22 protein-coding genes and 2 pseudogenes are annotated in these 25,099 nt (G+C 61.0%); 13 read left to right on the top strand and 11 right to left on the bottom strand.

Annotated elements, in window-relative coordinates; genetic code table 11:
- The first annotated feature begins 42 nt into the window (after positions 1 to 42).
- From nuoM to HX814_RS23765, 4 genes are all read left to right on the top strand, one after another.
- Positions 43 to 1,575: an NADH-quinone oxidoreductase subunit M gene (gene nuoM, locus HX814_RS23780; protein ID WP_003219558.1), complete on the top strand. Its 1,533-nt coding sequence runs from the start codon at positions 43 to 45 to the stop codon at positions 1,573 to 1,575.
- A 7-nt stretch (positions 1,576 to 1,582) separates the two neighbouring features.
- Entirely contained in the window at positions 1,583 to 3,046 is a 1,464-nt protein-coding gene (nuoN, locus tag HX814_RS23775) for an NADH-quinone oxidoreductase subunit NuoN (RefSeq protein WP_003219557.1), read from the top strand.
- A 238-nt stretch (positions 3,047 to 3,284) separates the two neighbouring features.
- On the top strand, positions 3,285 to 3,635 hold the full coding sequence (locus tag HX814_RS23770; RefSeq protein WP_177009164.1) for a toxin: 351 nt from the start codon (positions 3,285 to 3,287) through the stop codon (positions 3,633 to 3,635).
- Positions 3,625 to 3,939, top strand: a complete 315-nt coding sequence (locus HX814_RS23765; RefSeq protein WP_003219555.1) for a DNA-binding transcriptional regulator — start codon at positions 3,625 to 3,627, stop codon at positions 3,937 to 3,939. The genes HX814_RS23770 and HX814_RS23765 overlap by 11 nt, the downstream gene beginning before the upstream one ends.
- Positions 3,940 to 3,998: 59 nt before the next feature.
- Here HX814_RS23765 and HX814_RS31790 read toward each other — a convergent pair whose 3' ends face one another.
- The 3 genes and pseudogenes from HX814_RS31790 to HX814_RS23755 all read right to left on the bottom strand — a co-directional run bounded on the left by HX814_RS31790 (position 3,999) and on the right by HX814_RS23755 (position 7,068).
- Positions 3,999 to 4,754 carry a methyl-accepting chemotaxis protein gene (locus HX814_RS31790; protein ID WP_371132964.1) on the bottom strand — a complete coding sequence of 252 codons (756 nt, stop codon included), beginning with the start codon at positions 4,752 to 4,754 and terminating at the stop codon, positions 3,999 to 4,001.
- A 102-nt stretch (positions 4,755 to 4,856) separates the two neighbouring features.
- Positions 4,857 to 5,678 (bottom strand): annotated as a pseudogene (locus HX814_RS31785) (cache domain-containing protein); the annotation flags it as partial.
- A 70-nt stretch (positions 5,679 to 5,748) separates the two neighbouring features.
- A complete protein-coding gene (locus HX814_RS23755; protein WP_161635727.1) occupies positions 5,749 to 7,068 on the bottom strand; it encodes a Na+/H+ antiporter family protein in 1,320 nt (439 codons plus the stop codon).
- A gap of 374 nt (positions 7,069 to 7,442) precedes the next feature.
- On the opposite strand from HX814_RS23755, the pseudogene HX814_RS31780 reads away from it, so the two are divergent.
- Positions 7,443 to 8,732 (top strand): annotated as a pseudogene (locus HX814_RS31780) (HAMP domain-containing protein); the annotation flags it as partial.
- 102 nt (positions 8,733 to 8,834) lie between these two features.
- Positions 8,835 to 9,590 carry a methyl-accepting chemotaxis protein gene (locus HX814_RS31775; RefSeq protein ID WP_371132963.1) on the top strand — a complete coding sequence of 252 codons (756 nt, stop codon included), beginning with the start codon at positions 8,835 to 8,837 and terminating at the stop codon, positions 9,588 to 9,590.
- Positions 9,591 to 9,679: 89 nt separating this feature from the next.
- On the opposite strand, the gene HX814_RS23745 is transcribed toward HX814_RS31775, so the two are convergent.
- The 4 genes from HX814_RS23745 to HX814_RS23730 are packed head-to-tail and all read right to left on the bottom strand — an operon-like array spanning position 9,680 to position 12,292.
- The gene (locus tag HX814_RS23745; RefSeq protein WP_008432791.1) at positions 9,680 to 10,996 is read right to left on the bottom strand and encodes a sensor histidine kinase; all 1,317 of its coding nucleotides are present in this window, start codon (positions 10,994 to 10,996) and stop codon (positions 9,680 to 9,682) included.
- Positions 10,993 to 11,661, bottom strand: a complete 669-nt coding sequence (locus HX814_RS23740) for a response regulator transcription factor (RefSeq protein ID WP_003219550.1) — start codon at positions 11,659 to 11,661, stop codon at positions 10,993 to 10,995. Before HX814_RS23740 ends, HX814_RS23745 begins: the two co-directional genes overlap by 4 nt.
- Positions 11,661 to 11,984 (bottom strand): PepSY domain-containing protein, encoded by a 324-nt coding sequence (locus HX814_RS23735; protein WP_102369441.1) that lies wholly within the window; start codon positions 11,982 to 11,984, stop codon positions 11,661 to 11,663. Before HX814_RS23735 ends, HX814_RS23740 begins: the two co-directional genes overlap by 1 nt.
- On the bottom strand, positions 11,984 to 12,292 hold the full coding sequence (locus HX814_RS23730; RefSeq protein WP_003219548.1) for a PepSY domain-containing protein: 309 nt from the start codon (positions 12,290 to 12,292) through the stop codon (positions 11,984 to 11,986). The genes HX814_RS23735 and HX814_RS23730 overlap by 1 nt, the downstream gene beginning before the upstream one ends.
- 159 nt (positions 12,293 to 12,451) lie before the next feature.
- Here HX814_RS23730 and HX814_RS23725 point away from each other — a divergent pair, with 159 nt between their 5' ends.
- The 7 genes from HX814_RS23725 to codA all read left to right on the top strand — a co-directional run bounded on the left by HX814_RS23725 (position 12,452) and on the right by codA (position 19,191).
- Positions 12,452 to 13,531 carry a hypothetical protein gene (locus HX814_RS23725; RefSeq protein WP_003219547.1) on the top strand — a complete coding sequence of 360 codons (1,080 nt, stop codon included), beginning with the start codon at positions 12,452 to 12,454 and terminating at the stop codon, positions 13,529 to 13,531.
- 180 nt (positions 13,532 to 13,711) lie between these two features.
- Positions 13,712 to 14,068, top strand: coding sequence for a 6-carboxytetrahydropterin synthase QueD (gene queD / locus HX814_RS23720; RefSeq protein WP_003190259.1), 357 nt, complete (start codon positions 13,712 to 13,714; stop codon positions 14,066 to 14,068).
- A gap of 89 nt (positions 14,069 to 14,157) precedes the next feature.
- On the top strand, positions 14,158 to 14,610 hold the full coding sequence (locus HX814_RS23715) for a GNAT family N-acetyltransferase (protein ID WP_177009167.1): 453 nt from the start codon (positions 14,158 to 14,160) through the stop codon (positions 14,608 to 14,610).
- A 10-nt stretch (positions 14,611 to 14,620) separates the two neighbouring features.
- Entirely contained in the window at positions 14,621 to 15,244 is a 624-nt protein-coding gene (locus tag HX814_RS23710; RefSeq protein WP_177015432.1) for an NUDIX hydrolase, read from the top strand.
- 201 nt (positions 15,245 to 15,445) lie between these two features.
- On the top strand, positions 15,446 to 16,714 hold the full coding sequence (codB, locus tag HX814_RS23705; protein WP_003219542.1) for a cytosine permease: 1,269 nt from the start codon (positions 15,446 to 15,448) through the stop codon (positions 16,712 to 16,714).
- Positions 16,711 to 17,928: a PucR family transcriptional regulator ligand-binding domain-containing protein gene (locus tag HX814_RS23700; protein ID WP_177009168.1), complete on the top strand. Its 1,218-nt coding sequence runs from the start codon at positions 16,711 to 16,713 to the stop codon at positions 17,926 to 17,928. The genes codB and HX814_RS23700 overlap by 4 nt, the downstream gene beginning before the upstream one ends.
- Before the next feature lie 27 nt (positions 17,929 to 17,955).
- Positions 17,956 to 19,191, top strand: coding sequence for a cytosine deaminase (gene codA / locus HX814_RS23695; protein WP_003219538.1), 1,236 nt, complete (start codon positions 17,956 to 17,958; stop codon positions 19,189 to 19,191).
- 2 nt (positions 19,192 to 19,193) lie between these two features.
- Here codA and HX814_RS23690 read toward each other — a convergent pair whose 3' ends face one another.
- From HX814_RS23690 to HX814_RS23675, 4 genes are read right to left on the bottom strand one after another with little or no spacing between them, the layout of a single operon-like run.
- A complete protein-coding gene (locus tag HX814_RS23690; RefSeq protein WP_177015431.1) occupies positions 19,194 to 21,344 on the bottom strand; it encodes a lipase family protein in 2,151 nt (716 codons plus the stop codon).
- Between the two features lie 11 nt (positions 21,345 to 21,355).
- Positions 21,356 to 22,150, bottom strand: coding sequence for a hypothetical protein (locus HX814_RS23685; protein WP_177009170.1), 795 nt, complete (start codon positions 22,148 to 22,150; stop codon positions 21,356 to 21,358).
- The gene (locus tag HX814_RS23680) at positions 22,143 to 22,985 is read right to left on the bottom strand and encodes a DUF4123 domain-containing protein (protein WP_177009171.1); all 843 of its coding nucleotides are present in this window, start codon (positions 22,983 to 22,985) and stop codon (positions 22,143 to 22,145) included. The genes HX814_RS23685 and HX814_RS23680 overlap by 8 nt, the downstream gene beginning before the upstream one ends.
- Positions 22,985 to 25,027, bottom strand: coding sequence for a type VI secretion system tip protein VgrG (locus tag HX814_RS23675; protein WP_177009172.1), 2,043 nt, complete (start codon positions 25,025 to 25,027; stop codon positions 22,985 to 22,987). Before HX814_RS23675 ends, HX814_RS23680 begins: the two co-directional genes overlap by 1 nt.
- Between the last annotated feature and the right edge of the window lie 72 nt (positions 25,028 to 25,099).

Here is a 25,099-nt window from a genome sequence, read left to right as displayed (position 1 = left end):
CATTGCGAACTTTGCGAACTTGCGAAAGGAAACGAGCCCGTCATGATTCTGCCCTGGCTAATCCTGATCCCCTTTATCGGCGGCCTGCTCTGCTGGATGGGTGAACGCTTCGGCGCCACCCTCCCCCGCTGGATTGCGTTGCTGACCATGTCCCTGGAACTCGCGCTCGGCCTCTGGCTGTGGGCCCATGGCGACTATTCATTTGCTCCGGCACCGGGTGTCGATCCCACCTTCGCGCTTGAATTCAAGCACGTGTGGATCCAGCGCTTCGGCATCAACGTGCACCTGGCCCTCGACGGCCTGTCGCTGTTGATGATCCTGCTGACCGGCCTGCTGGGTATCCTCTCGGTACTCTGCTCCTGGAAAGAGATCCAGCGTCACGTGGGCTTCTTCCACCTGAACCTGATGTGGATCCTGGGCGGCGTTGTCGGCGTGTTCCTCGCTCTCGACCTGTTCATGTTCTTCTTCTTCTGGGAAATGATGCTGGTGCCGATGTACTTCCTCATCGCGCTCTGGGGTCACAGTTCTTCGGACGGCAAGAAAACCCGGATCTACGCGGCGACCAAGTTCTTCATCTTCACCCAGGCTTCCGGCCTGATCATGTTGGTGGCGATCCTGGGCCTGGTACTGGTCAACTTCAACAGCACGGGCGTGATCACGTTCAACTACGCCGACCTGTTGAAAACCAAGATGTCCCTGACCACCGAGTACATCCTGATGCTGGGCTTCTTCATCGCGTTCGCGGTGAAGCTGCCGGTGGTGCCGTTCCACTCCTGGTTGCCTGACGCTCACGCCCAGGCGCCGACTGCGGGTTCCGTCGACCTGGCCGGTATCCTCTTGAAGACGGCGGCCTACGGCCTGCTGCGTTTCGCCCTGCCGCTGTTCCCGAATGCCTCGGCCGAGTTCGCGCCGATCGCCATGACCCTCGGTCTGATCGGGATCTTCTACGGTGCGTTCCTGGCCTTCGCCCAAACCGACATCAAGCGTCTGATTGCCTTCTCGTCCGTTTCCCACATGGGCTTCGTACTGATCGGCATCTACTCCGGCAGCCAACTGGCGCTGCAAGGCGCAGTGATCCAGATGCTGGCTCACGGTGTGTCGGCAGCGGCACTGTTTATCCTCAGCGGCCAACTGTACGAGCGCCTGCACACTCGTGACATGCGCGAGATGGGTGGCGTGTGGTCACGTATCGCCTACCTGCCGGCCATCAGCCTGTTCTTCGCCGCCGCATCCCTGGGCTTGCCGGGTACCGGCAACTTCATCGGCGAGTTCCTGATCCTGATGGGTGCCTTCGTGCATACGCCGTGGGTCAGTGCGATCGCTACGTCTGGCCTGGTGTTCGGTTCGGTCTACTCGCTGATCATGATCCACCGCGCATACTTCGGTCCGGCCAAGTCCGACACCGTGTTGCACGGCATGGACGGTCGCGAACTGATCATGGTGCTCGGCCTTGCGGTACTGCTGGTGTTTATCGGCGTGTACCCGCAACCGTTCCTGGATACTTCTGCCGCAACGATGCATGGCGTGCAGCAGTGGTTCGGCACCGCCTTCTCTCAACTCGCTTCGGCCCGGTAAGAGCGCTATGGAATTCACGATCCAACACTTTATCGCGCTTGCGCCGCTGCTGATCACCAGCCTCACCATCGTGGTGGTGATGCTGGCGATCGCCTGGCGCCGCAATCACTCGCAAACGTTCCTGCTGTCCTGTGCGGGCTTGAACCTGGCCCTGCTGTCGATTATCCCGGCACTCAAGGTCGCGCCACTGGCCGTGACCCCGCTGATGATGGTCGATGACTTCGCGCTGCTGTATATCGCGCTGATCCTGGTTGCCACCCTGGCCTGCGTCACGCTCGCCCACGCCTACCTCGGCGAAGGCGGCACCGGCTACCCGGGCAACCGCGAAGAGCTGTACCTGCTGATCCTGCTGGCTGCGGCCGGTGGTATCGTGCTGGTCAGCGCGCAGCACCTGGCCGGCTTGTTCATCGGCCTGGAACTGCTGTCGATCCCGGTCTACGGCCTGGTAGCGTATGCCTTCTTCAACAAGCGCTCCCTGGAAGCCGGCATCAAGTACATGGTGCTGTCGGCTGCCGGTTCGGCATTCCTGTTGTTCGGTATGGCCCTGCTCTACGCAGAAGCCGGCAGCCTGAGCTTCAGCGGTATCGGTCACGCCCTGGCAGCCTCCGGCAGCCCTGCGCCAATTGCCCAACTGGGCCTGGCCATGATGCTGATCGGCCTGGCGTTCAAGCTGTCGCTGGTGCCGTTCCACCTGTGGACCCCGGACGTGTACGAAGGCGCCCCGGCGCCGGTGGCTGCTTTCCTGGCTACCGCGTCGAAAGTCGCCGTGTTTGCCGTGATGGTGCGTCTGTTCCAGATCTCCCCTGCGGCCAACACCGGTGTACTCAGCAACGTGCTGACCATCATCGCCATCGCTTCGATCCTGTTCGGCAACCTGCTGGCGCTGACCCAGAACAACCTCAAGCGTCTGCTGGGTTATTCGTCCATCGCGCACTTCGGTTACCTGCTGATCGCCCTGGTGGCGAGCAAGGGCCTGGCGATGGAAGCCATCGGCGTGTACCTGGTCACCTACGTGATCACAAGCCTGGGTGCATTCGGTGTGATCACGCTGATGTCCTCGCCTTACAAAGGCCGCGACGCCGACGCCCTGTACGAATACCGCGGCCTGTTCTGGCGCCGTCCGTACCTGACCGCCGTACTGACCGTGATGATGCTGTCCCTGGCGGGTATCCCGCTGACTGCGGGCTTCATCGGCAAGTTCTACATCGTGGCCACCGGTGTTGAAGCGCACGAATGGTGGTTGGTTGCTTCCCTGGTACTGGGCAGCGCCATCGGCGTTTTCTACTACCTGCGCGTGATGGTGACCTTGTACCTGATCGAGCCAAACCTGCGCCGTGTGGACGCCGAGTTGCACTGGGAACAGAAAGCAGGCGGCGTGATGCTGCTGGCAATCGCCCTGCTGGCGTTCTTCCTGGGTGTGTACCCACAACCGTTGCTCACCCTGGTGCAGCATGCGGTGATGGCGGGTTGATCGCTTAGTTAAACGCAGCAAGCAAAACGGCGCCTTCGGGCGCCGTTTTGCGTTTCTGGCGTATTAATTTGTTGTCTGACACACAAAGGGAATTTTCCTCGTCGAGATGCCTCCCCTTCCGGCATCACCCTGCCTGGGTCGCTCGTATCGTGGTTGCGTTTTAGGAAACATCCCACAGCAGGGTCACTTGACCCACCGCAGATGGGCCACCAAACTATACGCAGGCTACGTACAGAACATGGATGCTCTATTTATCGAATTGCCAGCCTTTGAGCGGCACCGCAGGGATTATCTGAGTGATGAGTTATTTCACGGCTTTCAACAAGAGTTGATGAGAAACCCGCAAGCGGGCAACGTGATAGAGGGAACCGGCGGGTTACGCAAGGTGCGCTTTGTCGACGAGCGACGCAACAAGGGCAAACGGGGTGGCCTGCGAGTCATCTATTACTGGTGGTCGGGCGGTACGCAGTTCTGGCTGTTCACCCTTTATGGCAAACACGAACAGGACGACCTGAGCGTTCAACACAAAACGGCGCTCAAACACCTGCTGGACAGGGAAATCAAAGCGAGAAAATCTTATGAAACGTGACATCTTTTCCGAACTGGTCGAAGGCTTCGACGCGCTGGCAGATGAACGAGAAGGCAAGGTAACGCTGCGCAGCCACAAGGTGCAGTTGAGCAAGCTGGCACCGCTCACTGCCGACGAAGTAGTCGCTGTGCGTCAACAACTCAATCTGTCGCGCTCGGTGTTTGCGATGTACCTGCGCACCAACACCCGGACCCTGGAAAATTGGGAGCAAGGCCGGGCCACACCCAATGCTCAGGCGGCAACCTTGATTCGGCTGGTGTCGAAGTTTCCGGAGACGGTGGAACGTTTGGCGCTGTTGACCTGATCGATCAATCCAGCCAAGCCCGTCGGCAACGGGACGTTGCCGATGGCTCAAGCCTGCAATCAAATCCTGAACTGCCCCACCAACTGACCCAACCGCTGCCCCAGGTCCGCCAGGCTGCGAGAGGTCTCGGCACCCTGTTGGGTTTCATCGGCCACGCTGTCAACCGCCACCGCGATCTGATGCACGCTGCGGTTGATCTCTTCGGCCACGGCGGTTTGTTCTTCCGCCGCGCTGGCGATCTGCGCGTTCATCGAGTTGATGGTGCCGATCAGCTGCGCCATGGTGTCCAGGGACGCTCCGGCTTCGTTGGCCTGGGCCGATGTGCCGTCACCGGCGTCACTGGAACGGCGCATGGACTCCACGGCGGCTTCGGTGCCTTTTTGCAGGCGGTCGATCATGCCCTGGATCTCCTGGGTGCTTTGCTGGGTGCGGCTGGCCAACGCCCGTACTTCGTCGGCGACCACGGCAAAACCACGACCGGCCTCCCCTGCCCGCGCGGCTTCAATGGCGGCGTTGAGGGCGAGCAAGTTGGTCTGTTCGGCAATCGAGCGGATCACGCCAAGCACGCTGACAATCGACGACACATCCTGCTGCAAGCTGTCCAGGGACACGCCGCTGCTGCGGATGTCGTTCACCAGCGCGTGAATCTGCGCGATGCTGCCATCCACGACTTTTTTCGCGGCCTGGCCTTCGGCGTCGGTTTGCTGCGCAGCGACGGCTGCGCCTTGGGCACTGCGCGCCACTTCATGGGCCGCGGAGGACATTTCGTTGATCGCGGTAGCCACCTGGTCGGTCTCGTGTCGCTGGCGCTCCATGGCCTTTTCCGAGCGGTTGGCTTGCTCGGCGACCTGGCTCACCAGGCCGGTAAGCTGGGAGGTCATCTCGGTGATCTGGCGTACCAGGCTGTGGATCTTGTCGACAAAGCGGTTGAAAGAGCCTGCCAGTTCGCCAAGCTCGTCCTGGCTGGTGATGGCCAGGCGGCGGGTCAGGTCACCCTCACCGGCGGCGATGTCGTCGAGGTTGATCTTCATCAGGTGCAACGGCCGCAGGATGGTATTGGCCACCAGCATGCCCACGGCGGCAATCACCAACAGCACCACCACGGCAATGCCGATGATGCTCAGCACCACGCCTTCCATGCGTTTCTCCACCTTGGCCTGAACCTCGGCAACCTGGGCGTCGATGCCGTCCAGGTTCACCGAGGTACCGATCACCATGTCCCACTTGGGCAAGTATTCGGTGTAGCCAAGCTTGGGCACCAGCTCGGTCTGGCCGGGCTGCGTCGAGCTGTATTGCAAGTAGTGGGTGCCGTCCTTGCCGACTTTCACCAAGTCGCGGTTGACGTAGACGCCGTTCGGGTCGCGGTTGTCCTTGAAGCTTTTGCCGACGCCGTCCGGGCTGTTGCCCTTGAACAGGCGAATGGTCTCGGAGTCGTAGCCGAAGAAATAACCGTCCTTGCCATAGCTGATGTTGGACAGCAGCTTGACCACTTGCGCCCGTGCGGCCGTATCGCCTTGGGTGGCAGCGTCGTACAGCGGCTTGATGGTGGTCATCGCCACCTCGACGTAGCCGCGCAAGGTGGTCTTGGCGTCGTTGAGCAGGTTCTGACGGGTTTCTTCGACCTCGTTGCGGGCCTGCTCCCGAAGGATCCACACCGTGGTCAGGCTGATGATCACGGCAAACAACAACACGGGCAGGACAGCAAGGGACAGTACTTTGGCCTTTAGACTCAGACGCATGGCTCTTCTCTCTTGAGGGACAACTCAAGAGGTTAACGGCTAGTTACAATAAATCTGTAGGACAATCCCGTCAGAGCGTCATCGCGGCAAACCAGCCAAACGCCAGCAGCGGAATGTTGTAGTGCAGGAAGGTCGGCACCACGGTGTCCCAGATATGGTGGTGCTGGCCATCGATGTTCAAACCGGAAGTCGGGCCCAGGGTGGAGTCCGACGCAGGCGAGCCGGCATCACCCAATGCCCCGGCCGTGCCGACGATGCACACGATCGCCAGCGGGCTGAAGCCCAGCTGCACGCACAGCGGCACAAAGATCGCCGCCAGGATCGGCACCGTGGAAAACGACGAGCCGATGCCCATGGTCACCAGCAAGCCCACCAGCAGCATCAGCAGCGCGCCCACACCGCGGCTATGGCCGATAAACGCCGCGGAGGCTTGCACGAGTGTCTGCACTTCACCGGTGGCCTTGAGCACTTCGGCAAAGCCTGACGAGGCGATCATGATGAAGCCGATCATCGCCATCATCTTCATGCCTTCGGTGAACAGGTCATCGGTGTCGCGCCAGCGCACGATGCCCGACACCGAAAAGATCAGGAACCCGGCCAGGGCGCCAATGATCATCGAGTCCAGCCACAGCTGGATAATGAACGCCGCCGCAATGGCCAGGCCGGCCACCAGCAGGGTCAGCGGGTTGTAGTGCACCGCCACCTGCTCGACTCGCTCGATCTTCTCCAGGTCGTACACACGCTTCTTGCGGTAGCTGACAAACACCGCCACCAGCAAACCGACCACCATGCCCAGCGCCGGTAGGCCCATGGCATGGGTGACATTGACCTGGCTGATGTCGACACCGCTCTTGGCCACGTTGGCCAGCAGGATCTGATTCAGGAAGATGTTGCCGAAGCCCACCGGCAGAAACATGTAGGGCGTGATCAGGCCGAAGGTCATGACGCAGGCGATGAGACGGCGGTCCAGCTGCAGTTTGGTCAGCACGTATAAAAGCGGCGGTACCAGCAGCGGGATAAACGCGATGTGGATCGGCAGGATGTTCTGCGAGGCGATGGCCACCACCCAGAGCAGACCGATCAGCAGCCATTTGACGTGACTGCCGCCCGTGGCTTCCTGCCGATCCACCAGCAGCAGGGCTTTATCGGCCAGCGCATGGGCCAGGCCGGATTTGGCAATCGCCACGGCGAACGCGCCGAGCAGCGCGTAGGACAACGCCACCGTCGCACCGCCACCCAGGCCGCTGTTGAACGCCTTGAGCGTCGCGTCGATACCCAGGCCGCCGGTCAGGCCACCCACCAGGGCGCCGACAATGATCGCGATCACCACATGCACGCGGGACAAGCTGAGCACCAGCATGGTGCCGACCGCGGCGATTACTGCATTAATCATCGTTACCTCAAGACAGAAAACATGAAAAAAGCACGCACCTGCCCGGGCTGCTGTCGGGAACGGCTGCCGCAAACCAGGTTTTAAGGGAGTTTTATTAGAGGGCGCGCACTTTGCAGCACCCGGCCTGCCTTGTCAAAAAAGTGGGGAGAAGGTTTGTCAGTGGTTAGGGGATTTGTCTGTGGCGAGGGGGCTTGTCCCCCGTTGGAGTGCGCAGCGCTCCCGCTTTTCTTGGGGCCGCTAAGCAGCCCAACGGGGGACAAGCCCCCTCGCCACACAAACAGGTTTAAATTGATCGTTTGAATAAAGAAAATTTCCGAGCGGCCGATACAGGCAGATCGTCTCTGTCGTATCGAAAGGTTAAGGAAGGCTCCATGTCGCTCAGACAGCTGTCCATTCAATGGAAAATTACCCTGCTGGCCGGTCTTTGCCTGCTGGGCATCGTGACCTTGCTGGTAGGTCTCTCGCTGTACCGCATGGCGCAGAGCTCCGACCTGGTCAAGGCTTCCAGTATGGAAATGCTCGACGAAGCCGCCCAGGCGCGCATCGAAGCCCAGGGTGAGGTCCAGGCCTTGGGCATTCGCCAGCAGTTCATGGACGCCTATCAATACGGCCACGGTTTTTCCCGGCAGGTGTTGTTCCTGCGCGAACAGGCCGAGAAACGCTTCCTGGATGCCTTCGACCTGCGCGAAGACCTGACCCGGCAGGTCAAGGCCGCGCTGCAGGCCAACCCTGACCTGCTGGGCCTGTCCCTGGTATTCGAGGCCAACGCACTGGATGGCAAGGACGAACTGTTCGCCAACCAGCAAGAGCTGGGCAGCAACGACAAGGGCCGCTTTGCGCTGTACTGGTCCCAGCCGACTGCGGGCAAGCTGACTTCAATGTCGCTGCCCGAAAGCGACATGTCCGACACCAGCGTCGGACCCAGCGGCGAAAAAGCCAACGCCTGGTTCACCTGCCCGCGCACCACACTCAAGCCCTGCGTGATCGAGCCGTACTTCTATGTGATCGATGGGCAAAAGGTGCTGATGACCAGCATCGTCTTTCCGCTGATGGTCAACGGCAAAGTCATCGCCTCGCTGTCGGTGGACATCAACCTCAACAGCCTGCAAGCCGTCAGCCAGGGCGCCAGCCAGAAACTATACGACGGCCAGACCAGCGTCAGCATCATCAGCCCGGTGGGCCTGCTGGCCGGCTACAGTCCGGACGCCGGCAAACTCAGCCAGCGCCTGGATGCCGTCGACACCGCCAACGGCGCGCAATTGATCAGTTCGCTTTCCACCAGCACCCAGACCCGCAGCGTGCGCACCGACCACCAACTCAAGGTGCTCGCGCCGTTCCAGCCGATCCCCGATGGCAAGCCGTGGGGCGTGTTGCTGGATGTTCCGGAAAAAGTCCTGGTGGCTCCGGCTGAAGCCCTGAAGTCCAAACTGGACGCCGATAACGCCAAGGGCACTCTGCTGGAACTGAGCCTGGGCCTGCTGGCAGCAATCGTCGGCCTGTTGCTGGTGTGGCTGATGGCCCGCAGCGTGACCCGGCCGATCCTCGGTGTGGCGCGCATGCTGGAAGACATTGCCAGTGGCGAAGGTGACCTGACCCGCCGCCTGGCCTACGACAAACACGACGAACTCGGCGAATTGGCCGGCTGGTTCAACCGCTTCCTCGACAAGCTGCAGCCGATCATTGCCCAGGTCAAACGCTCAGTGCAGGACGCCCGTGGCACCGCCGACCAGTCGGCCGCCATCGCCACTGAAACCAGTGCCGGCATGGAGCAGCAATACCGTCAGGTCGACCAGGTGGCCACCGCCTCCCACGAGATGAGCGCCACCGCCCAGGACGTCGCCCGCAGTGCCGCGCAAGCCGCCCAGGCTGCCCGCGATGCCGATCAGGCGACGCGGGAAGGTTTGACCGTGATCGACCGCACCACCACCAGCATCGGCCACCTGGCGGCGGATATGAGCACCGCGATGACCCAGGTTGAAGGACTGGCGGCCAACAGCGAGAAGATCGGTTCGGTACTGGAAGTGATTCGTGCAATCGCCGAGCAGACCAACCTGCTGGCACTGAACGCCGCTATCGAGGCCGCCCGCGCGGGTGAAGCCGGTCGTGGTTTTGCGGTGGTCGCCGATGAAGTGCGCAACCTGGCGCGACGTACCCAGGAGTCGGTGGAAGAAACCCGCCTGGTGATCGAGCAACTGCAAAGCGGTACCCAGGAAGTGGTCGGCTCCATGAGCAACAGCCATCGCCAGGCCCAGGGCAGCGTCGAACAAGTGGGCCAGGCCGTGACCGCCTTGCGCCAGATCGGCGATGCGGTAACGGTAATCAGCGACATGAACCTGCAGATCGCCAGCGCCGCCGAAGAGCAAAGTGCGGTGGCCGAGGAGATCAACAACAACGTGGCGACGATTCGCGATGTGACGGAGTCGTTGTCCGAGCAAGCGAATGAATCGGCGCGGGTCAGCCAGGCGTTGAACAGCCTGGCGAATCAGCAGCAGGGCCTGATGGATCAGTTCAGGGTTTGATGAGTTGCGGGATACTCCGGCAATCAGCCCGAGTATCCCGTAGCAGCTGTCGAGCCTTGGCGAGGCTCGACAGCTGCTACGGTTTGTTTTCAATGGCGGCGTGGCAGGTCGATGATGACCTTTAACCCGCCCAGCTCGCTCTCCTGCAACAGAAGCACCCCACCCCACACCTCGACAATATCCCGCACGATCCCCAGCCCCAGACCATGCCCGTCAGTCTGCTCATCCAACCGCGTGCCTCGGCTGAACACCTGATCACGCTGGCTCTCGGGAATCCCCGGCCCGTCATCTTCGACAGCCAACCGAAAGCCTTCCGGGGTTTCGCCGATGCTCAACACAATCTCCGCGTCCGCCCATTTACACGCGTTGTCCAGCAGGTTGCCCAACAGTTCCAGCAGGTCTTCGCGGTCCCACGGCAATTGCAAACCGGGCGGCACGCGGTAACTCAAATCCAGGTGTTCGCCGTGGATCATGTTCAGGGTCGCGAGCAACCCCGGTAATTCGCCGTCGCAATCGAACAAGGCACCCGGCAGTGTCTCTCCGGCCAGGCGGGCACGATTGAGTTCACGATTAAGCCGTTGCTGCACCTGCTCCAACTGTTCCCGCAGCAGCTTGCTCAGTTGCGGATGGTCCTTGAGCTGTTCGCTGGATGCCACGCTCAGCAACACCGCCAACGGGGTTTTCAAGGCATGGCCGAGATTGCCCAGGGCATTGCGCGAGCGCTTGAGGCTGTCTTCGGTGTGGGCCAACAGATGGTTGATCTGCGCCACCAGCGGCTCCAGCTCCACCGGCACCTGGGTATCCAGTTGCGAGCGCTGGCCCTGCTGCAGTTGGGCGATCTGGTTGCGCGCGGTCTCCAGCGGGCGCAAGGCGCGGCGCACGGTGACCCGTTGCAGAATCAGGATCAGCAACAGCGCCGCCAGCCCCAGCACCAGGCCGATCTGGCGCATCAGCCGAAAGCTTTCTCTGACGGGTGTGTAGTCCTGGGCCACGCTGATGGAAATCGACTGGCCAAACCGTTTGTAGTCCGAACGCAGTACCAACAACTGCTGGCCTTCCGGCCCCAACTGCAGGTTGCCCTTCAGCCCGGCGTGGGGCAACTGCGGCAGTTCCTGGTCCCACAGCGAGCGGGAACGCCAATGGGTGTCGGCAAAATCGATACGGAAATAGTGCCCGGAAAACGGACGCTGGTACGCAGGAGACAACCGCTGCTCATCCAGTTGCACACCCGCCGGCCCGCGCACCAGCGCCACCAGCAGGTTCTCGCTGTCGTTGCGCAAGCCGGACTCCAGGTAACGTTGCAGGCCCATTTCGAACAGCCACAGGCTGGTCTGCGCCAGCACCAGACCGACGATCACCATCACACTGATCAGCCCCAGGCTCAGGCGCCGCTGGATCGACTTCATGCCGGGCTGGCACCAAACCGGTAACCCTGGCCGCGCCGGGTCTCGATCACGCTGCGGCCCAACTTGCGGCGCAGGTGGTTGACGTGGACCTCCAACACATTGGAGTCACGCTCGGTCTCGCCATCGTACAAATGTTCGGCCAGGTGACTTTTTGAAAGGATTTGCTCGGGGTGCAGCATGAAGTAACGCAGCAGCCGAAACTCGGCCGCGGTCAGCTGGATCTCCTCGCCATCACGCATCACACACTGGCGACCCTCATCCAGGTGCAAGCCGGCAGCCTGCAAGGTGGGCTGATTGGCGTGGCCATGGGAACGACGCAGCAAGGCCTGGATACGCAGGTGCAGCTCTTCGGGATGGAACGGTTTGCTGAGGTAGTCGTCGGCCCCGGCCTTGAGCCCTTCGATGCGCTCGGCCCAGGAGTCGCGGGCAGTGAGGATCAGCACCGGCGTGGCCAGGCCGGCGGCACGCCATTGCGTCAACACCTCAAGCCCGGGCAAACCCGGCAGGCCGAGGTCAAGGATGATCAGGTCGTAGGGTTCGCTGCGCCCCTGGTACACCGCATCGCGCCCGTCCGCCAGCCAGTCGACGGCATAGCCTTGGCGATTGAGTCCGGCCATCAGCTCATCGGCCAGGGGTACGTGGTCTTCCACCAGCAGCAGGCGCATCAGTCGTCTTCCTTGTCTTTGAGCAGTTGACCGGTGTTGGCATCGAGTTCGATCTCGCGCACCACGCCTTCCACCGTCAATAGTTCGATTTCATAGATATAGCGCACAGGGCGATCCTTGTGCTCTTCAAGCTCGGCGTCCAGCAGCTTGGCGCCCGGGTAGCGCTCGAAAGCCGGGCCCAGCAGATGCTCAAGCGGCGCGATCACGCCCTTCTGGCGCAGGCGCAGCGCTTCATCCTGGCCCAGGTCCCGAGCGGCCAGGCCTGAGCAAAATGCCAGGAGCACCAGCGCCACTTGAACGCTGGTGCGTAGATTTACCTTCATTACGTATCCTGATGATCCTTGAGGACGGCGCCGGTGACAGCGTCCAATTCCAGGTCCCACTCGACGCCCTGGGCGTCGCGCAGTTCAACCTGATAAAGGTATTTGCCGTATTCCTCTTCAAGCTCGGTTTCATGCACGGTGGCGCCGGGATGTTTGGCCAACGCCGTGGCGTTGAGCTTCTCGAAAGACACAATGGTACCAGCGTCGCGCAACTTCAGTGCTTCGTCCGGCCCCAGGTCGCGAGCCTGGGCGACGCCTGCGGTGAGGGCGATGATACTGCTGGCGATCAAGGCTGTGAGGGTTTTCATGGTGAGTCTCCGTTTCGGGATATTTTGCCTACGGGGCTCACGGTACTGGATCCAACTTAACTGAAACTGAATTGCCACCATGGCAATTCTCTGCGAGACCTTTGCCTGCAACCGGGCAAGATTTTCTATACTGCCCTGCTCGCGGTAAATGAGACCGGTATGACTGCTATCCATATGAAGTTCCCCGCCTTGACCCTCAAGGCCGGTAAACGCGCTTTTGCACGCATTCGTGAGCAGGGGCTTGCGCCTGCGGACGTCGGCATCCTTCCCGGCGCTGCCGGCGGGCCCAAGGCGCTGGGCATCCAGGGTCTGGACCTGGCGCTGTTTGGTGACTGGCTGCCCCGGGCGCCCCGCGAGCGTGCGCTGATCGGCGCCTCGATAGGCTCCTGGCGGTTTGCCAGTGCGTGCCTGCCCGACCCGGTGCAAGGCCTGCTCGACCTGGGCCGGCTGTACAACGCACAAAGCTTTGCCAAAGGCGTGACCATGGCCGAAGTCAGCCAGAGCTGCGTGCGCATGCTCGATGACTTGCTGGCCGGCCGCGATGCCCGCGTGCTCGACAACCCGCACTACCGGCTGAACATCATGGTGGTCAAAAGCCATGGCCTGCTCGCCGACGATCATCGCGGTCGGCTTGGTTTGGGGTTGTCCTCGGTGATCGCCGACAACCTGAGGGGCCGCGCGCGGTTGTCCCGGCACTTCGAACGGCTGATCGTCCACGATCCACGCCAGGCGCCACCGCTGCATGCGCTCAAGGATTTCCCGTCGCGCTTCCTTGATCTGGAACTGGGCAACCTGCGCCAGGCCTTGCTGGCGTCGGGCTCGATCCCCATGGTGATGCAAGGCGTACGCGACCTGCCGGGTGCAGGCCAAGGCACTTACCGCGATGGCGGCCTGCTGGACTATCACCTCGACCTGCCCTACCACGGCGATGACATCGTGCTGTACCCGCACTTCACCGACCGGGTCATTCCCGGCTGGTTCGACAAGGGCTTGCCGTGGCGCCGTGCCAATCAACAGGGTTTGCAGGATGTCCTGCTGCTGGCGCCGTCGAAGGAATACCTGGCCCGCCTGCCCCACGGCAAACTGCCGGACCGCAGTGACTTCAAGCGCTTCATGGGGGATGACCCGGGCCGCAACAAGTACTGGCAAACCGCAATGAGCGAAAGCCAGCGGCTGGGGGATGAGTTTCTGCAACTGGCCGACAATGGCCAATTGGGCGAACGCCTGCTGGCTCTCTAGCGCCCTCTCCGTAGCAGCTGTCGAGCCCAAGCGAGGCTGCGTCGGCAGCACCTCGGTTTGTCAGACAAATCGCAAACGCAGCCTCGCCATGGCTCGACAGCTGCTACGCGGTATGCGCGCGGCCGCGACAAACTGTTAAACTCGCCGCCTGCCAGACACCTCACCGAGCTGAAAAACCCTGTGGAAATCTTCAAAGAGTTTACCTTCGAGTCCGCCCACCGCCTGCCCCATGTTCCGGAAGGCCACAAATGCGGGCGCCTGCATGGCCATTCGTTCAAGGTGGCGATCCACCTCAGCGGCGACCTCGACCCGCACACCGGCTGGATCCGTGACTTCTCGGAGATCAAGGCGATTTTCAAGCCGCTCTACGAACGCCTCGACCACAACTACCTCAACGACATCCCGGGCCTCGAAAACCCCACCAGCGAAGTGCTGGCCAAGTGGATCTGGAATGAACTGAAACCGCTGTTGCCGGAACTCAGCGCGATTCGCATCCATGAGACCTGCACCAGCGGCTGCATCTATCGCGGCGAATAAGCCGGCGATGTAAAAAACCACCCTTGCGGTGGTTTTTTTATGCCGGTGACTCCCTTACAGTCGTGGCCTCTTGTACAGGAAGCGCTGCGATGCCAACCCATATCCGCCCCGCTACCGTCGACGATATCGCCGCAATTGAAGCGATCGTCCACGCCGCCTACTCCCCTTACATCCAGCGAATCGGGCGCAAGCCAGGGCCGATGCTGGATGACTATCGCCAGCAGGTCGCTGCCGAACGGGTGCATGTGCTGGAGAGTGCGGGCCAGGTCCACGGCTTTGTCGTACTGATTCATCACGATGAGTACCTGCTGCTGGATAACCTGGCCGTCGACCCCGGTGCCCAGGGCTTGGGTTACGGGCGCCTGTTGCTGGGCTTCGCGGAACGCCAGGCCAGGCATGGCTCCATCCGTCTCTACACCAATGAAGCGATGACCGAAAACATCGCGCTGTACACCCGCAAAGGCTATGTGGAAACCCACCGGGCCGAGGAAAACGGCCTGCGTCGGGTCTACATGCAAAAAGACCTCACCGCCTCGCACTGAAGGAGCTCCCATGGAAAACACCTGGCTGGCCCAGGCCAAGCGCCTGCAAGCATTGGCCTCCACGGGGCTGCACTTCTGCACCGATGACTTCGAGCGCGAGCGCCTTGAGGAAATCGCCCAGATTGCCCATAGCATGCTGGCGCAATTGGGCGAAGTACCGCTGGAGCGCATCACCGGGCTGGTGCCGGATTTTGCCAAACGTTATTCGACGCCCATGATTGATGTGCGGGGCGCAGTGATTGACGGTGACCGGATCCTGTTGGTCCGCGAGCTCACGGATGGCTGCTGGGCATTGCCCGGCGGTTATGCGGATATTGGTTTGTCGGCGGCTGAAAACATCGTCAAGGAAATTCGCGAAGAGGCCGGGCTGACGGTCACGGCCAAGGCGCTGTACAGCGTCACCCACAAGGCCAAAGGCTTGTACCGGCCGGATATCCGGGACTTCTACAAACTCTACTTTCTGTGCGAACGGGTTTATCAACTGGCGCCGGCGGCCGGTTTCGAAACCACCGAAGTTGGCTTCTTCAGCCTGGACGATCTGCCGCCGCTGTCCCGTGGCCGCACCATTGAAAGCGACCTTGAGGCCGCTTTTGCCTTTCATCGCGGGCAGACCACTCACACCCTGTTCGATTGAATCACGGGTGATCCAATTTGTATCACCCTGCACCGCTTTCGCGCCTGAGTGGGCAGAAAGACCAATCCCGCCTGCGTGTTTCCCCTGTTTGGCTATAAATACTGTGCAACCTGCACAGTCCTGACCGTGCGCCCGTCACTGCCTGGCACTTGGCACGACGGGTGCAATAGGCCTGCGTCACTCATTCAGGGAGAACGGCACATGACGCAGAACGAACCGGGCAATGACTACCCTCTCAGCGAGGTGCCCATGCATGCCCGCAAAGGCCTGGCCTCCACCGCCATGGTGCTGCTGGGCTTTACCTTTTTTACTGCGACCATGTTCGCCGGCGGCAAGCTGGGGGTGGCCTTCAGCTTTACCCAGATGCTCGGCGTCGTGGCCCTGGGTAACCTGCTGTTGGGTATCTACGCCGCAGGCCTGGGTTACATCGCGTTCAAGAGCGGTTTGAATTCAGTATTGATGGGGCGCTTCTGCTTCGGTGAAGTGGGCAGCAAACTCAGCGACTTGATTCTCGGTTTTACCCAGATCGGCTGGTACGCCTGGGGCACCGCCACCGCAGCCGTAGTACTGGGCAAGTATTTCGAGTTGAGCCAGGGCAGCGTACTCGGGCTGATGGTGCTGTTTGGCATGGTGTTCTGCGCGACGGCCTACGTGGGCTATCGCGGGTTGGAGATTCTGTCCTACATCGCCGTGCCGGCCATGGGTATTTTGTTGTTTCTGTCGATGTGGGTCGCCACCGTCAAGGTCGGCGGGCTCGATGGACTGCTGGCGGTGGTGCCGACCGGTGAGCTGGACATGTCCACGGCTATCACGCTGGTGTTCGGCACCTTTGTCAGCGGCGCGACCCAGGCCACCAACTGGACGCGGTTCTCACGCTCGGCCAGGGTCGCGGTGCTGGCCAGCCTGATCGGCTTCTTTATCGGCAACGGCTTGATGGTGTTGATCGGTGCCTATGGCGCCATCGTCTACCAGCAGCCCGACGTGGTCGAAGTGTTGCTGCTGCAAGGCTTCGCCATGGCGGCCATGGCGATGCTGTTGCTGAATATCTGGAGCACCCAGGACAACACCATCTACAACTTCGCCGTCGCCGGCTGCAACCTGCTGCGCACCAAGCGCCGCAAAACGGTGACCCTGGCCGGTGCGGTGATCGGCACCCTGCTGGCGTTGCTGGGCATGTACGACATGCTGGTGCCCTACCTGATCCTGCTGGGCACGGTGATCCCACCGATTGGCGGGGTGATCATGGCGGATTTCTTCTATCGCTACCGCGGCCACTATCCGCGCCTGGCCGATACACGCCTGCCGGCCTTCAACTGGCCAGGGCTGATCGCCTATGCCGTGGGTACGGTGCTGGCCTTTCATTCACCCTGGGTGGCGCCGTTGGTGGGGATCGTGGCGGCGTCCCTGACCTACATCGTGCTGACCAGCGTATTGCGGGTGCGGGCACCTTTGGCTGACGTCCAGGCATGAGCCTGACAGTCGCCGACGTGCTGGCCTTGCCCGGCCTTGAATCGATGTGCCTGCGGGCCGGGGAAGCCGGCCTGGAGAACACGGTGCGCTGGCCCTATGTCGCAGAAAACAGCGGCATTGCCGAATGGGTGCTGGGGGGCGAACTGGTGTTCGTCAGCGGCATCAATCACCCACGGGACGAGGCCAATCTGTTGGTGCTGCTGGACGAAGCCTGTCAGCGCCAGGTCGCCGGCCTGGTGATCCTCACGGGGCTGGACTATATCCAGGCGATTCCCCAGCGTTTGCTGGAAGCGGCGCAAGCGGCGGGCATGCCGCTGATCGAACAGCCTTACTCGTTGAAGATGGTACTGGTGACCCAGGCCATCGGTTCGGCGTTGATCCAGTCGCAGCAGTTGGGGCGCTCGCGACACGATGTGCTGGAGCGCCTGCTGGCCGGTGATTATCAATCCCTGGATTTGCTGCTGCACCGCGCTGCGCAGTTGGACATGCCGCTGGCCGGCCATTGGCAACTCGTCCAGTTGCAACTGGACGGCAGCGACGCGCTGTTTGCCCAAGGTGAGGCGCCAGTGGTCGAGGCGCAGCTTGCCCGACAACACGATGCGATTACCCGCCGTCTGCGCCAGTTTTCTGCGCAGCATCCGTCGCGCCCGCCCGTGCTGGGGCGTGCCGGACAATGGACGTTGCTGCTGCCTGCGATAGACGCGGGTGCGGCATTGGCCAACCGTCAGTTGTTGGCGGGTTGGTTGAAGGCACTGAATCTGCGCCTGGCACCGTTGAAACTGTTTATCGGCCTGAGTGCTGCCGCGCACCCACCCGCGCGCCTGGCCCAGGCCCTGGATGAGGCGCGCCAGGCATTGGCCGCTGCGCGACGGTTCAGTGAACGCGCCGGGCTGTGTGTCTACGATGAATTGGGCGTGCTCAAGCTGCTCAGTGGCGTACGTGATCGCGCCCTGCTCGATCAGTTCCTCAACGAACGCCTGGGGCCGCTGCTGCGCCACGACCTGCACCATGGCCCAAGCCTGATGCCGACCCTGGAGGCCTGGTTCCACGAGAATGGTAACCTTGTGGCCGCAGCCCAACGGCTGGCGGTTCACCGCAACACCCTGACGCATCGCGTCCAGCGTATCGAAGCCCTGTGCGGGCTGACGCTGGACAATGCTTATGACCGCCTGGACATCGGCATCGCGCTGATGATCTGGCGGCTGTCTGCCTGACTGTTTTTTGCCAAGAGGAACTTGCCCATGCACATCATCAACGCCCGCCTGCGCAACCGTGAAGGCCTGCATGATCTGCACCTGGAACACGGCCGGATCGCCAGCATCACCCAACAAGGCGCTGCCCCCCTGGCAGGCCCCGACGACCTGGACGCCGCCGGCAACCTGGTGGTCCCGCCTTTCGTCGAGCCGCACATTCACCTCGATGCCACCCTGACCGCCGGCGAGCCGCGCTGGAACATGAGCGGCACCCTGTTTGAAGGCATCGAGTGCTGGGGCGAGCGCAAGGCCACCATCACCCTGGAAGACACCAAGACCCGCTCCAAAAAAACCATCCAGACCCTGGCCGCCCATGGCATCCAGCATGTGCGCACCCATGTCGACGTCACCGACCCGGACCTCACCGCGCTCAAGGCCATGCTTGAAGTACGCGAGGAAAGCGGCCACCTGATCGACCTGCAAATCGTCGCGTTCCCCCAGGAAGGCATCGAGTCCTACCGCAATGGCCGCGAGCTGATGGAAGAGGCCATTCGCCTGGGCGCCGACGTGATCGGCGGCATCCCGCACTTTGAATACACCCGTGACCAAGGGGTGAGTTCGGTGAAGTTCCTGATGGACCTGGCCGAACGCACCGGTTGCCTGGTCGATGTGCACTGCGACGAAACCGACGACCCACACTCGCGCTTTCTTGAAGTGCTGGCCGAAGAGGCCCGCAGCCGTGACATGGGCGCCCGCGTGACCGCCAGCCACACCACGGCCATGGGCTCCTACGACAATGCTTACTGCGCCAAACTCTTCCGCCTGCTGGGGCATTCGGGCATCAGCTTTGTCTCCTGCCCTACCGAAAGCATCCACTTGCAGGGCCGCTTCGACACTTTCCCCAAACGCCGCGGCGTGACCCGGGTCAACGAACTGCTGGAGGCTGGCATGAACGTCTGCTTCGGCCAGGACTCCATCGTCGACCCTTGGTATCCCTTGGGTAACGGCAACATTTTGCGGGTGCTGGAAGCCGGGTTGCATATCTGCCACATGCTTGGCTACCGCAACCTGCAAAGTGCCCTCGACCTGGTCACCGACAACAGCGCCCGGGCGATGGCTCTGGGGGATCGTTATGGCCTGGAACCGGGACGCCCGGCGAACCTGTTGATCCTGTCTGCAGACAGCGACTATGAAGTGATTCGCAGCCAGGGCTTGCCGTTGTATTCGATTCGCGCGGGCAAAGTGTTGATGAAACGCCGGCCGGCGCAGGTGGAGTTTTTGTAGGCTCATACGATTGAATCTATATCGAGGGTTTGTGGCTTTCCCCAGCCATCATCCGACTGTGGCGGGATGCTCGCCACTTGGGTGAGTACGCGATTTTGCGGGTGAGCGAACCAGCGTTTCAGGCTGGATTGCAGGGATGGGGATGAAGCGTGGCTGCCGTAGACGTCGCGGGCCTGGAGGCGGCGCCAGCGGAGGGTTGCCAGGCGGTCGCGACTGTCTTTCAGCCGGTCGACTTCCTGGCTCAAGGGGTCGTGGTGTTCGTAGCCACGCTGGTTGGCAGGGCGATGCAGATCCAGTTTCTTTCGTTGCTCCCGTAGCTGGTGCTGCATGGTGAATAGGGCTTCGTCGATCAGTTCAAACTCACGGGCAGTTACGAGGGTGCCATGGGTGTCGAGTGTTTGTTGCCAGCGGCGCAACGTGGCCCAGGCGGCGGGGATGTAGCTGACGACCATGGAGTGATGGGCACTCTGAACAAGCTGTTTGATGAGGTTGGCGCGATCCGGCATATCGCCATTGAGCCTCAATGCGCGTTTGCAGGCTGCGTCCTCAATGGATTCACAGCCAGGGGTCCACAAAACGGAGGACCGTGTACCGTCCGGTAGGAGTATCGGCATGAAGTGCTGCTGCGCGCCGTGATGCTGGTAAGGGTTGCCGGTCAGCCGTACCAGGCCCAAGGCAAACAGCAGGCCCCCGGGCGCAGGGTTACTGAATAGCACCACGGCGCCAGGAATCCAGATTTTGGCGGTGGTGTTCATCCAGGGCGCAGGCACACTCGGGACAGGGTCACTGTGATTGACGATGCGGTGGTGCACCAGAGCGGAGGCACCGTCGGTGAATTCGGAGTCGGCAGCTCGGGGGGCTCCGTAGGTGTATAGGAGGATGTTGTAGTGGGTATCTTCGGTTCGACGTAATCCCTCAGCCAGTAACAAGGCAATCGCACCGCCGAGGCTGTGCCCGCAAATCACGATGCGCTGCCCTGTATAAAATTGGTCAAGGTAGCGCCGTACAAAATCATGCATGGCTTGATAAGCCTGGTAAAAGCCTTCATGAGCCTTGCCGACACCATCAATGAAATTCACTTGATGGGCATTTACATCCCTCAGTATGTCGACTCCGCTGGCCGTGCCCCTTACGGCAATAATGATCACTTCATCGTGATGACTGATAAATGCCTGAGTATCAGTGCCATCCTTTTCGTCGTCGAAAAAGTGCAGACGTGCTGGATGTTCCTGCTCTTCACCCAACTCGGAGCGATTTTGCTGATACAACTCAGGATCGAAGGGCAAAATTTCGAAACGCAGGGAATACGGTACCTCTTCCAATAACGGATAAAAGTGTTGTACTTGCTTAGCATCGACCTTCCAGGGTTCCTGATAGCCCGATAGTCTGTCGGCAAAGAAATGACCGACGCTAGGGTCCCGTTGAAAGCTGACTTGGTCTATTGGTTTTGCTGGGGGTTCCTGTCCAAAATCGCAATAGCTCAACGTGGACATAAGTGCCAACTGATAGAGGTTCAAGGCACAGAATTGATCCTCGATGGACAGCATAGGGCGCAGTGCTCGCAATGGGCGAACCTCAAGTACTGTGTGCCGGTTGGGAAATAAAACGACACCAACCAACGTCGGCTGGGGTGGCCCGAATCCAAGGTCGGCCATCATTTTTAGTGCATGTCGCGGGGGCCGATGAGTACGGGATACGATGCGTGGCAAGTGAGCGGCGTATCGGACCAGATCACGTACTTCGACCTGATAGAACAGGTCCGTCTGATTCTTCGAAAGGCTTCGTTCGACACGCTGGCCATCGGCCCGGAGAAAGCGGGTTTGTTCCGCACGAACCTGGAGCTCGGTGATGGGTAGCTTGTAAGCCAGACGCGTCATCAAATCGGTATAAGGCTTTTCTGAACCGGAGTAGTGTTCATCCAACTTAATGACGAGCGGACCACAGTAAAAATCATCTCGCCTGGCAAAGCCCTCACCATCCAAACGACCGAAGTACTCACGCCCCGCACTGTCATAAAATGTGTAAGGCAGACCGCCGTAGGCCTTTCCGTCCCCAAACTCATCTACTAGGCAGAAACTTGCCCAATGTCCTCTTAACGAACAAGCAGGTGCCTTGTCGCTAAAAAACGGTTGCTTCCATGCATCCTGTTTCATGAATAAGCCTCCTATTCTGTACACGTTGGATAGACGTCGCATACGCGTCCATCCGGCATTTTGATAGCTTTGAAATCAGTAGTATTCCCACGGCAATACGCAAACACATCGCCCAAGCTTTCCCCCATACAGCGTCTCCAGCCTCCCGGAACGGCAACCCAGTTGTCGTCTACAGCGGGTAGCTCCTCGCTTGCTACTGCCAGCACCATCCTCAGTGTTTTCCCCTCTAACTGATCCCGTTGTACAAAGCCTCCTGCTCGTGACTTACTCGGCTGTCCAATGGCGTCCAACGAATTACACATAAGGATTTTCCTGATCGCATGCAGCGGTCCGATCGTCCTGAAAAACCACTGACACCGCCCCCATAACTCCTGAACACCCGGTTCAGGCATTCCGGCCATACCCTCTTCCAACCGATCCCGCACATTAATAATTGCGAAATCCCCCCCGACATCCGCCGACCGCTCCCCCCACTTCGCGTACATATCAAACGTAATACTGCGTAACACCAACGGGCACCCATCCACCACTTCCGTCAGTGGTACTTCAAAGCTCACCCGATTGGCGACCGGCTTGCCGAGGGCTTCAAAAACCTTGTCCTCCGGCCGCTTGCCCCGTCGTTTGGGCAGGGTGCAGGTCTCACCCGTTGCGGGCCGGTAAGCCGCATCACTCTTGAAGCGAAAATTTGCCGGCAAATCGACTTCCAGGATGAAACTGTCCGCCGGCTTCATCGCACAGCCAGAAACAGCCAGCCCGCCACAAACGAACAGCCCTCGCCACACGCCCGACATAAATCCCCTACGCATCCTGCTGCTCCCGCTCCACCCGACGCCACTCCCCAACCACCCGCTGAAAATGATCCTCCGCCACTTCCCCACGCATCGGCTGCCATCGAATAAGCACGTCCCCAGTGGTTTCCAACAACCGCCGCACGACCAAAAACTCCAGCTGTTCCGGCCTGTCCCATTGCCAGGCCCGCGCTTGCTCCAGCACCTGCGCCAACCAGATTCTCGGGTCTTGAAATTCAACCAGTGCGCTCAACGCCTCGCTGTACTCGGCCAGCAGGTAACGCAGGATATTGGCTTGCAGAATCACTCCCGCCTGGGGATTGGGCACCTCCAGCCACGGCGCAGGATCGGGTACCGGATACGCCCCCGGAGCCGGGTTATCGACACAACTCCAACGCTCACCCTGCCAGTAACACACGCCGATCAGCGGCCCGAGAAAAACAGGCCAGTCCCGAGCAGGCAGGTGAACCAAGGCCCGCGCCAAGGTGCGGTTATCGTGGAAGCGGTACAGCGCCTGACTGCCCGCCGCTCCCACCACCAACCTGTCGCGCCAGTGCCGGGTAACACCCGATAAATCATCACCAGGCAGGCTGCCCAACCAGCCCCAATTACGCTGGGGGTTTTGCAGCAAACCCACCAATGCGGGCTCGCTGACATGGTCGAGCAACAGGAGCATCGGCCCATCCGCTGCCATTTCCGATGCGACGGTTTCACCAAAGAGGCAGCGATACTCAGCGACCGTGCGTGTCGCCAGCAGTACCCCACGCGCATCGCTTTCACCCTGTAGAACCAGGCACAGCCGGCGCCCTGCCTGCTGCTGTTCAGCCATCCACTGGCCAGGCGCGATCTCCATCAAGCCGCCCTCCCCGTGGATTCGCACAGGCCTTCACGGCAGCGCTCGCACACTGGACAGAAGTCCGCATCCAGTCTTCTGGCCAGCTCCATGACTGCGCCTTGGATAACCGAAACCTTCGGCCCATCCGCTGCAAATGCGGACGAAGCAGCCACGTCACCCGGTCCAACTGGGTTGGCTGTGCGAATCACGGCAGGCGCACCGCCCAACGTGATCGGCCGACTGCTGAAAATCCCGCCGGCCTGAATCAGCAAATGCTCACCACCGGCCTTGAAGCTCAACTGCGCACCGGCATCGATAACCAGATTGGCCCCCGCCTTCAGATGGACCTGTTGCCCCGCTTCGATCACCAGGGTCTGGCCGACAAGGGTCTGGCTGTTGCCCTGCACGTGCAAGTGATCATCAGCCCCAAGCCGAACCTTGCGGTCGCCGGCGATGCTGCGGTGTTCCTCGTCTTCCAGGGTGGTGGCACTCAAGCCGTGGATGGTTTCCCGACGTTCGCCCACCACCTCCAGCCGACTGTCGTGGCCGACCTGCTGCTCCAGATCGCGTTGGGCGCGCAGGTAGATGAGTTCCTGGCCGCTGCGGTCCTCGAGGTGCAGCTCGTTGGCCCCCGCCCCGCCCGGCGAACTGCGGCTGCGTAGCACACTGCGGGTCTTGTGTTGGGGCAACGGATAGGCAACAGGCTGCAAGGTATTGGGCAGGCAACCATTGATCACTGGCCGATCTGGATCACCTTCCAGGAACGTCACCAGTACCTCCATGCCCACACGCGGGATCATCACCGCGCCATAGCTGTCACCCGCCCATCCGGACGCCACACGCACCCAGCAACTGCTCTTGTCGTCGTGCTGGTCCAGGCGGTCCCAATGAAAGCGAATTTTCACCCGGCCGTGAGCGTCGCAATGCACGTCTTCACCCTCGGGCCCGGTGACGGTTGCGGTCTGGCTGCCACTGATACGCGGTTTGACGTGCTTGAGCGGCGGGCGGTAAGCAGCGCGCCAGGGCGTTGCGGTAAATCGATTGCGGTAGCCGTGGAATGCCTCGACATCCACCACCGCCTCCTCCAGCACCTGCGGTTGATAGCCTTCGTGACGCACGCCGGTGATCAGCCACAAGTCATTACAGGTGCGGTCCGGATGGCCGCGCAGTTCCAGGAAATGCCCGCTGCGCAAAGCCGGCTGGTCACTGCGGCCCAGGGCCCGATGACGGTCGCGTTGATGACGTTCCAGGCCACGCCGGGCCAACTGCGAACCTCGCAGATGCCCCGTGAATCCCGCAGGGTATTGATAGTCTTCAAGTGCCGGGAAAGATCCGGCCTGCTCCTGCAAGCGCAGCGACGGATGTTCGAAGTCGTAGTCACGCAGAACAACCTGAGCACTGCGCGTGGCCAGGCGCACATCGAAACGCTGGATCACCAGCGTCTCGGCAGCCGGGCCTCCGGCCGGGCAGTAGCGTTGCGCCGGCAAACGACGAAACACCGTCTGGTCATCACCCAACACCAATACATGGGCGTCTGCACTGTGGCGAAAGTGGTAGTGAATGCCCTCTTCCTCGCACAGCCGCTGGATAAAGTGCAGGTCGGTTTCCGCGTATTGCACACAGAACGTACGCGGTGGGTAAACCACCGGCCCCAGTTCGAAGGTATAGGCATCAGCAAGGATGCCGTGCTGCTCAAGCACTGCCGCGATAATTTGCGGCACGCTGCGCTGCTGGAAAATCCGCTGGTCGCAACGATGGGCCAGGTACGCCACGCGCGGCGCAAGGGTGAGGTGGTAGCGGGTCAGCCGCTGCCCCGGGCCTTCCCGGCCAATGCTGTAGATTTGCCCGTGCAGGCCTTCACCGGGCTCGCCAAAATCCAGATAGGCCGGTTGGTGAAGTAACTTCTCCAGATCCAGGCTGGGGTTTTCACTGACCCACTGCACTTCAATGAAAAAAGGCTGGTCAATCGTTTCGCTGCCTTTAAAAGCCAGCACCTGAAATGCCTGGTTCATTCCTGCAACGACCAGTTTGAAACGTGACGAAACAAGCGTATTGAACATCCGTTGTTACCCGCCATTCATTGTCGAGCTGAAATAACTTCTCCCGTAAAACGCAGATAAAGCCACTCAATT

It is taken from the genome of Pseudomonas sp. C8002 (assembly GCF_013385765.1).
Lineage (GTDB): Bacteria > Pseudomonadota > Gammaproteobacteria > Pseudomonadales > Pseudomonadaceae > Aquipseudomonas.
The sequence above is the reverse complement of the archived record's forward strand: the minus strand, read 5'-3'. Positions and strand labels throughout refer to the sequence as shown.

Excerpts from the sequence above, each read along its gene's own strand:
- nuoM (WP_003219558.1), top strand. The coding sequence starts at position 43 with ATGATTCTGCCCTGGCTAATCCTGATCCCCTTTATCGGCGGCCTGCTC.
- nuoN (WP_003219557.1), top strand. The coding sequence starts at position 1,583 with ATGGAATTCACGATCCAACACTTTATCGCGCTTGCGCCGCTGCTGATC.
- HX814_RS23770 (WP_177009164.1), top strand. The coding sequence starts at position 3,285 with ATGGATGCTCTATTTATCGAATTGCCAGCCTTTGAGCGGCACCGCAGG.
- HX814_RS23765 (WP_003219555.1), top strand. The coding sequence starts at position 3,625 with ATGAAACGTGACATCTTTTCCGAACTGGTCGAAGGCTTCGACGCGCTG.
- HX814_RS31790 (WP_371132964.1), bottom strand. The coding sequence starts at position 4,754 with ATGGAGCGCCAGCGACACGAGACCGACCAGGTGGCTACCGCGATCAAC.
- HX814_RS31775 (WP_371132963.1), top strand. The coding sequence starts at position 8,835 with ATGGAGCAGCAATACCGTCAGGTCGACCAGGTGGCCACCGCCTCCCAC.
- HX814_RS23745 (WP_008432791.1), bottom strand. The coding sequence starts at position 10,996 with ATGAAGTCGATCCAGCGGCGCCTGAGCCTGGGGCTGATCAGTGTGATG.
- HX814_RS23740 (WP_003219550.1), bottom strand. The coding sequence starts at position 11,661 with ATGCGCCTGCTGCTGGTGGAAGACCACGTACCCCTGGCCGATGAGCTG.
- HX814_RS23735 (WP_102369441.1), bottom strand. The coding sequence starts at position 11,984 with ATGAAGGTAAATCTACGCACCAGCGTTCAAGTGGCGCTGGTGCTCCTG.
- HX814_RS23730 (WP_003219548.1), bottom strand. The coding sequence starts at position 12,292 with ATGAAAACCCTCACAGCCTTGATCGCCAGCAGTATCATCGCCCTCACC.
- HX814_RS23725 (WP_003219547.1), top strand. The coding sequence starts at position 12,452 with ATGACTGCTATCCATATGAAGTTCCCCGCCTTGACCCTCAAGGCCGGT.
- HX814_RS23715 (WP_177009167.1), top strand. The coding sequence starts at position 14,158 with ATGCCAACCCATATCCGCCCCGCTACCGTCGACGATATCGCCGCAATT.
- HX814_RS23710 (WP_177015432.1), top strand. The coding sequence starts at position 14,621 with ATGGAAAACACCTGGCTGGCCCAGGCCAAGCGCCTGCAAGCATTGGCC.
- codB (WP_003219542.1), top strand. The coding sequence starts at position 15,446 with ATGACGCAGAACGAACCGGGCAATGACTACCCTCTCAGCGAGGTGCCC.
- HX814_RS23700 (WP_177009168.1), top strand. The coding sequence starts at position 16,711 with ATGAGCCTGACAGTCGCCGACGTGCTGGCCTTGCCCGGCCTTGAATCG.
- codA (WP_003219538.1), top strand. The coding sequence starts at position 17,956 with ATGCACATCATCAACGCCCGCCTGCGCAACCGTGAAGGCCTGCATGAT.
- HX814_RS23690 (WP_177015431.1), bottom strand. The coding sequence starts at position 21,344 with ATGAAACAGGATGCATGGAAGCAACCGTTTTTTAGCGACAAGGCACCT.
- HX814_RS23685 (WP_177009170.1), bottom strand. The coding sequence starts at position 22,150 with ATGCGTAGGGGATTTATGTCGGGCGTGTGGCGAGGGCTGTTCGTTTGT.
- HX814_RS23680 (WP_177009171.1), bottom strand. The coding sequence starts at position 22,985 with ATGGAGATCGCGCCTGGCCAGTGGATGGCTGAACAGCAGCAGGCAGGG.
- HX814_RS23675 (WP_177009172.1), bottom strand. The coding sequence starts at position 25,027 with ATGTTCAATACGCTTGTTTCGTCACGTTTCAAACTGGTCGTTGCAGGA.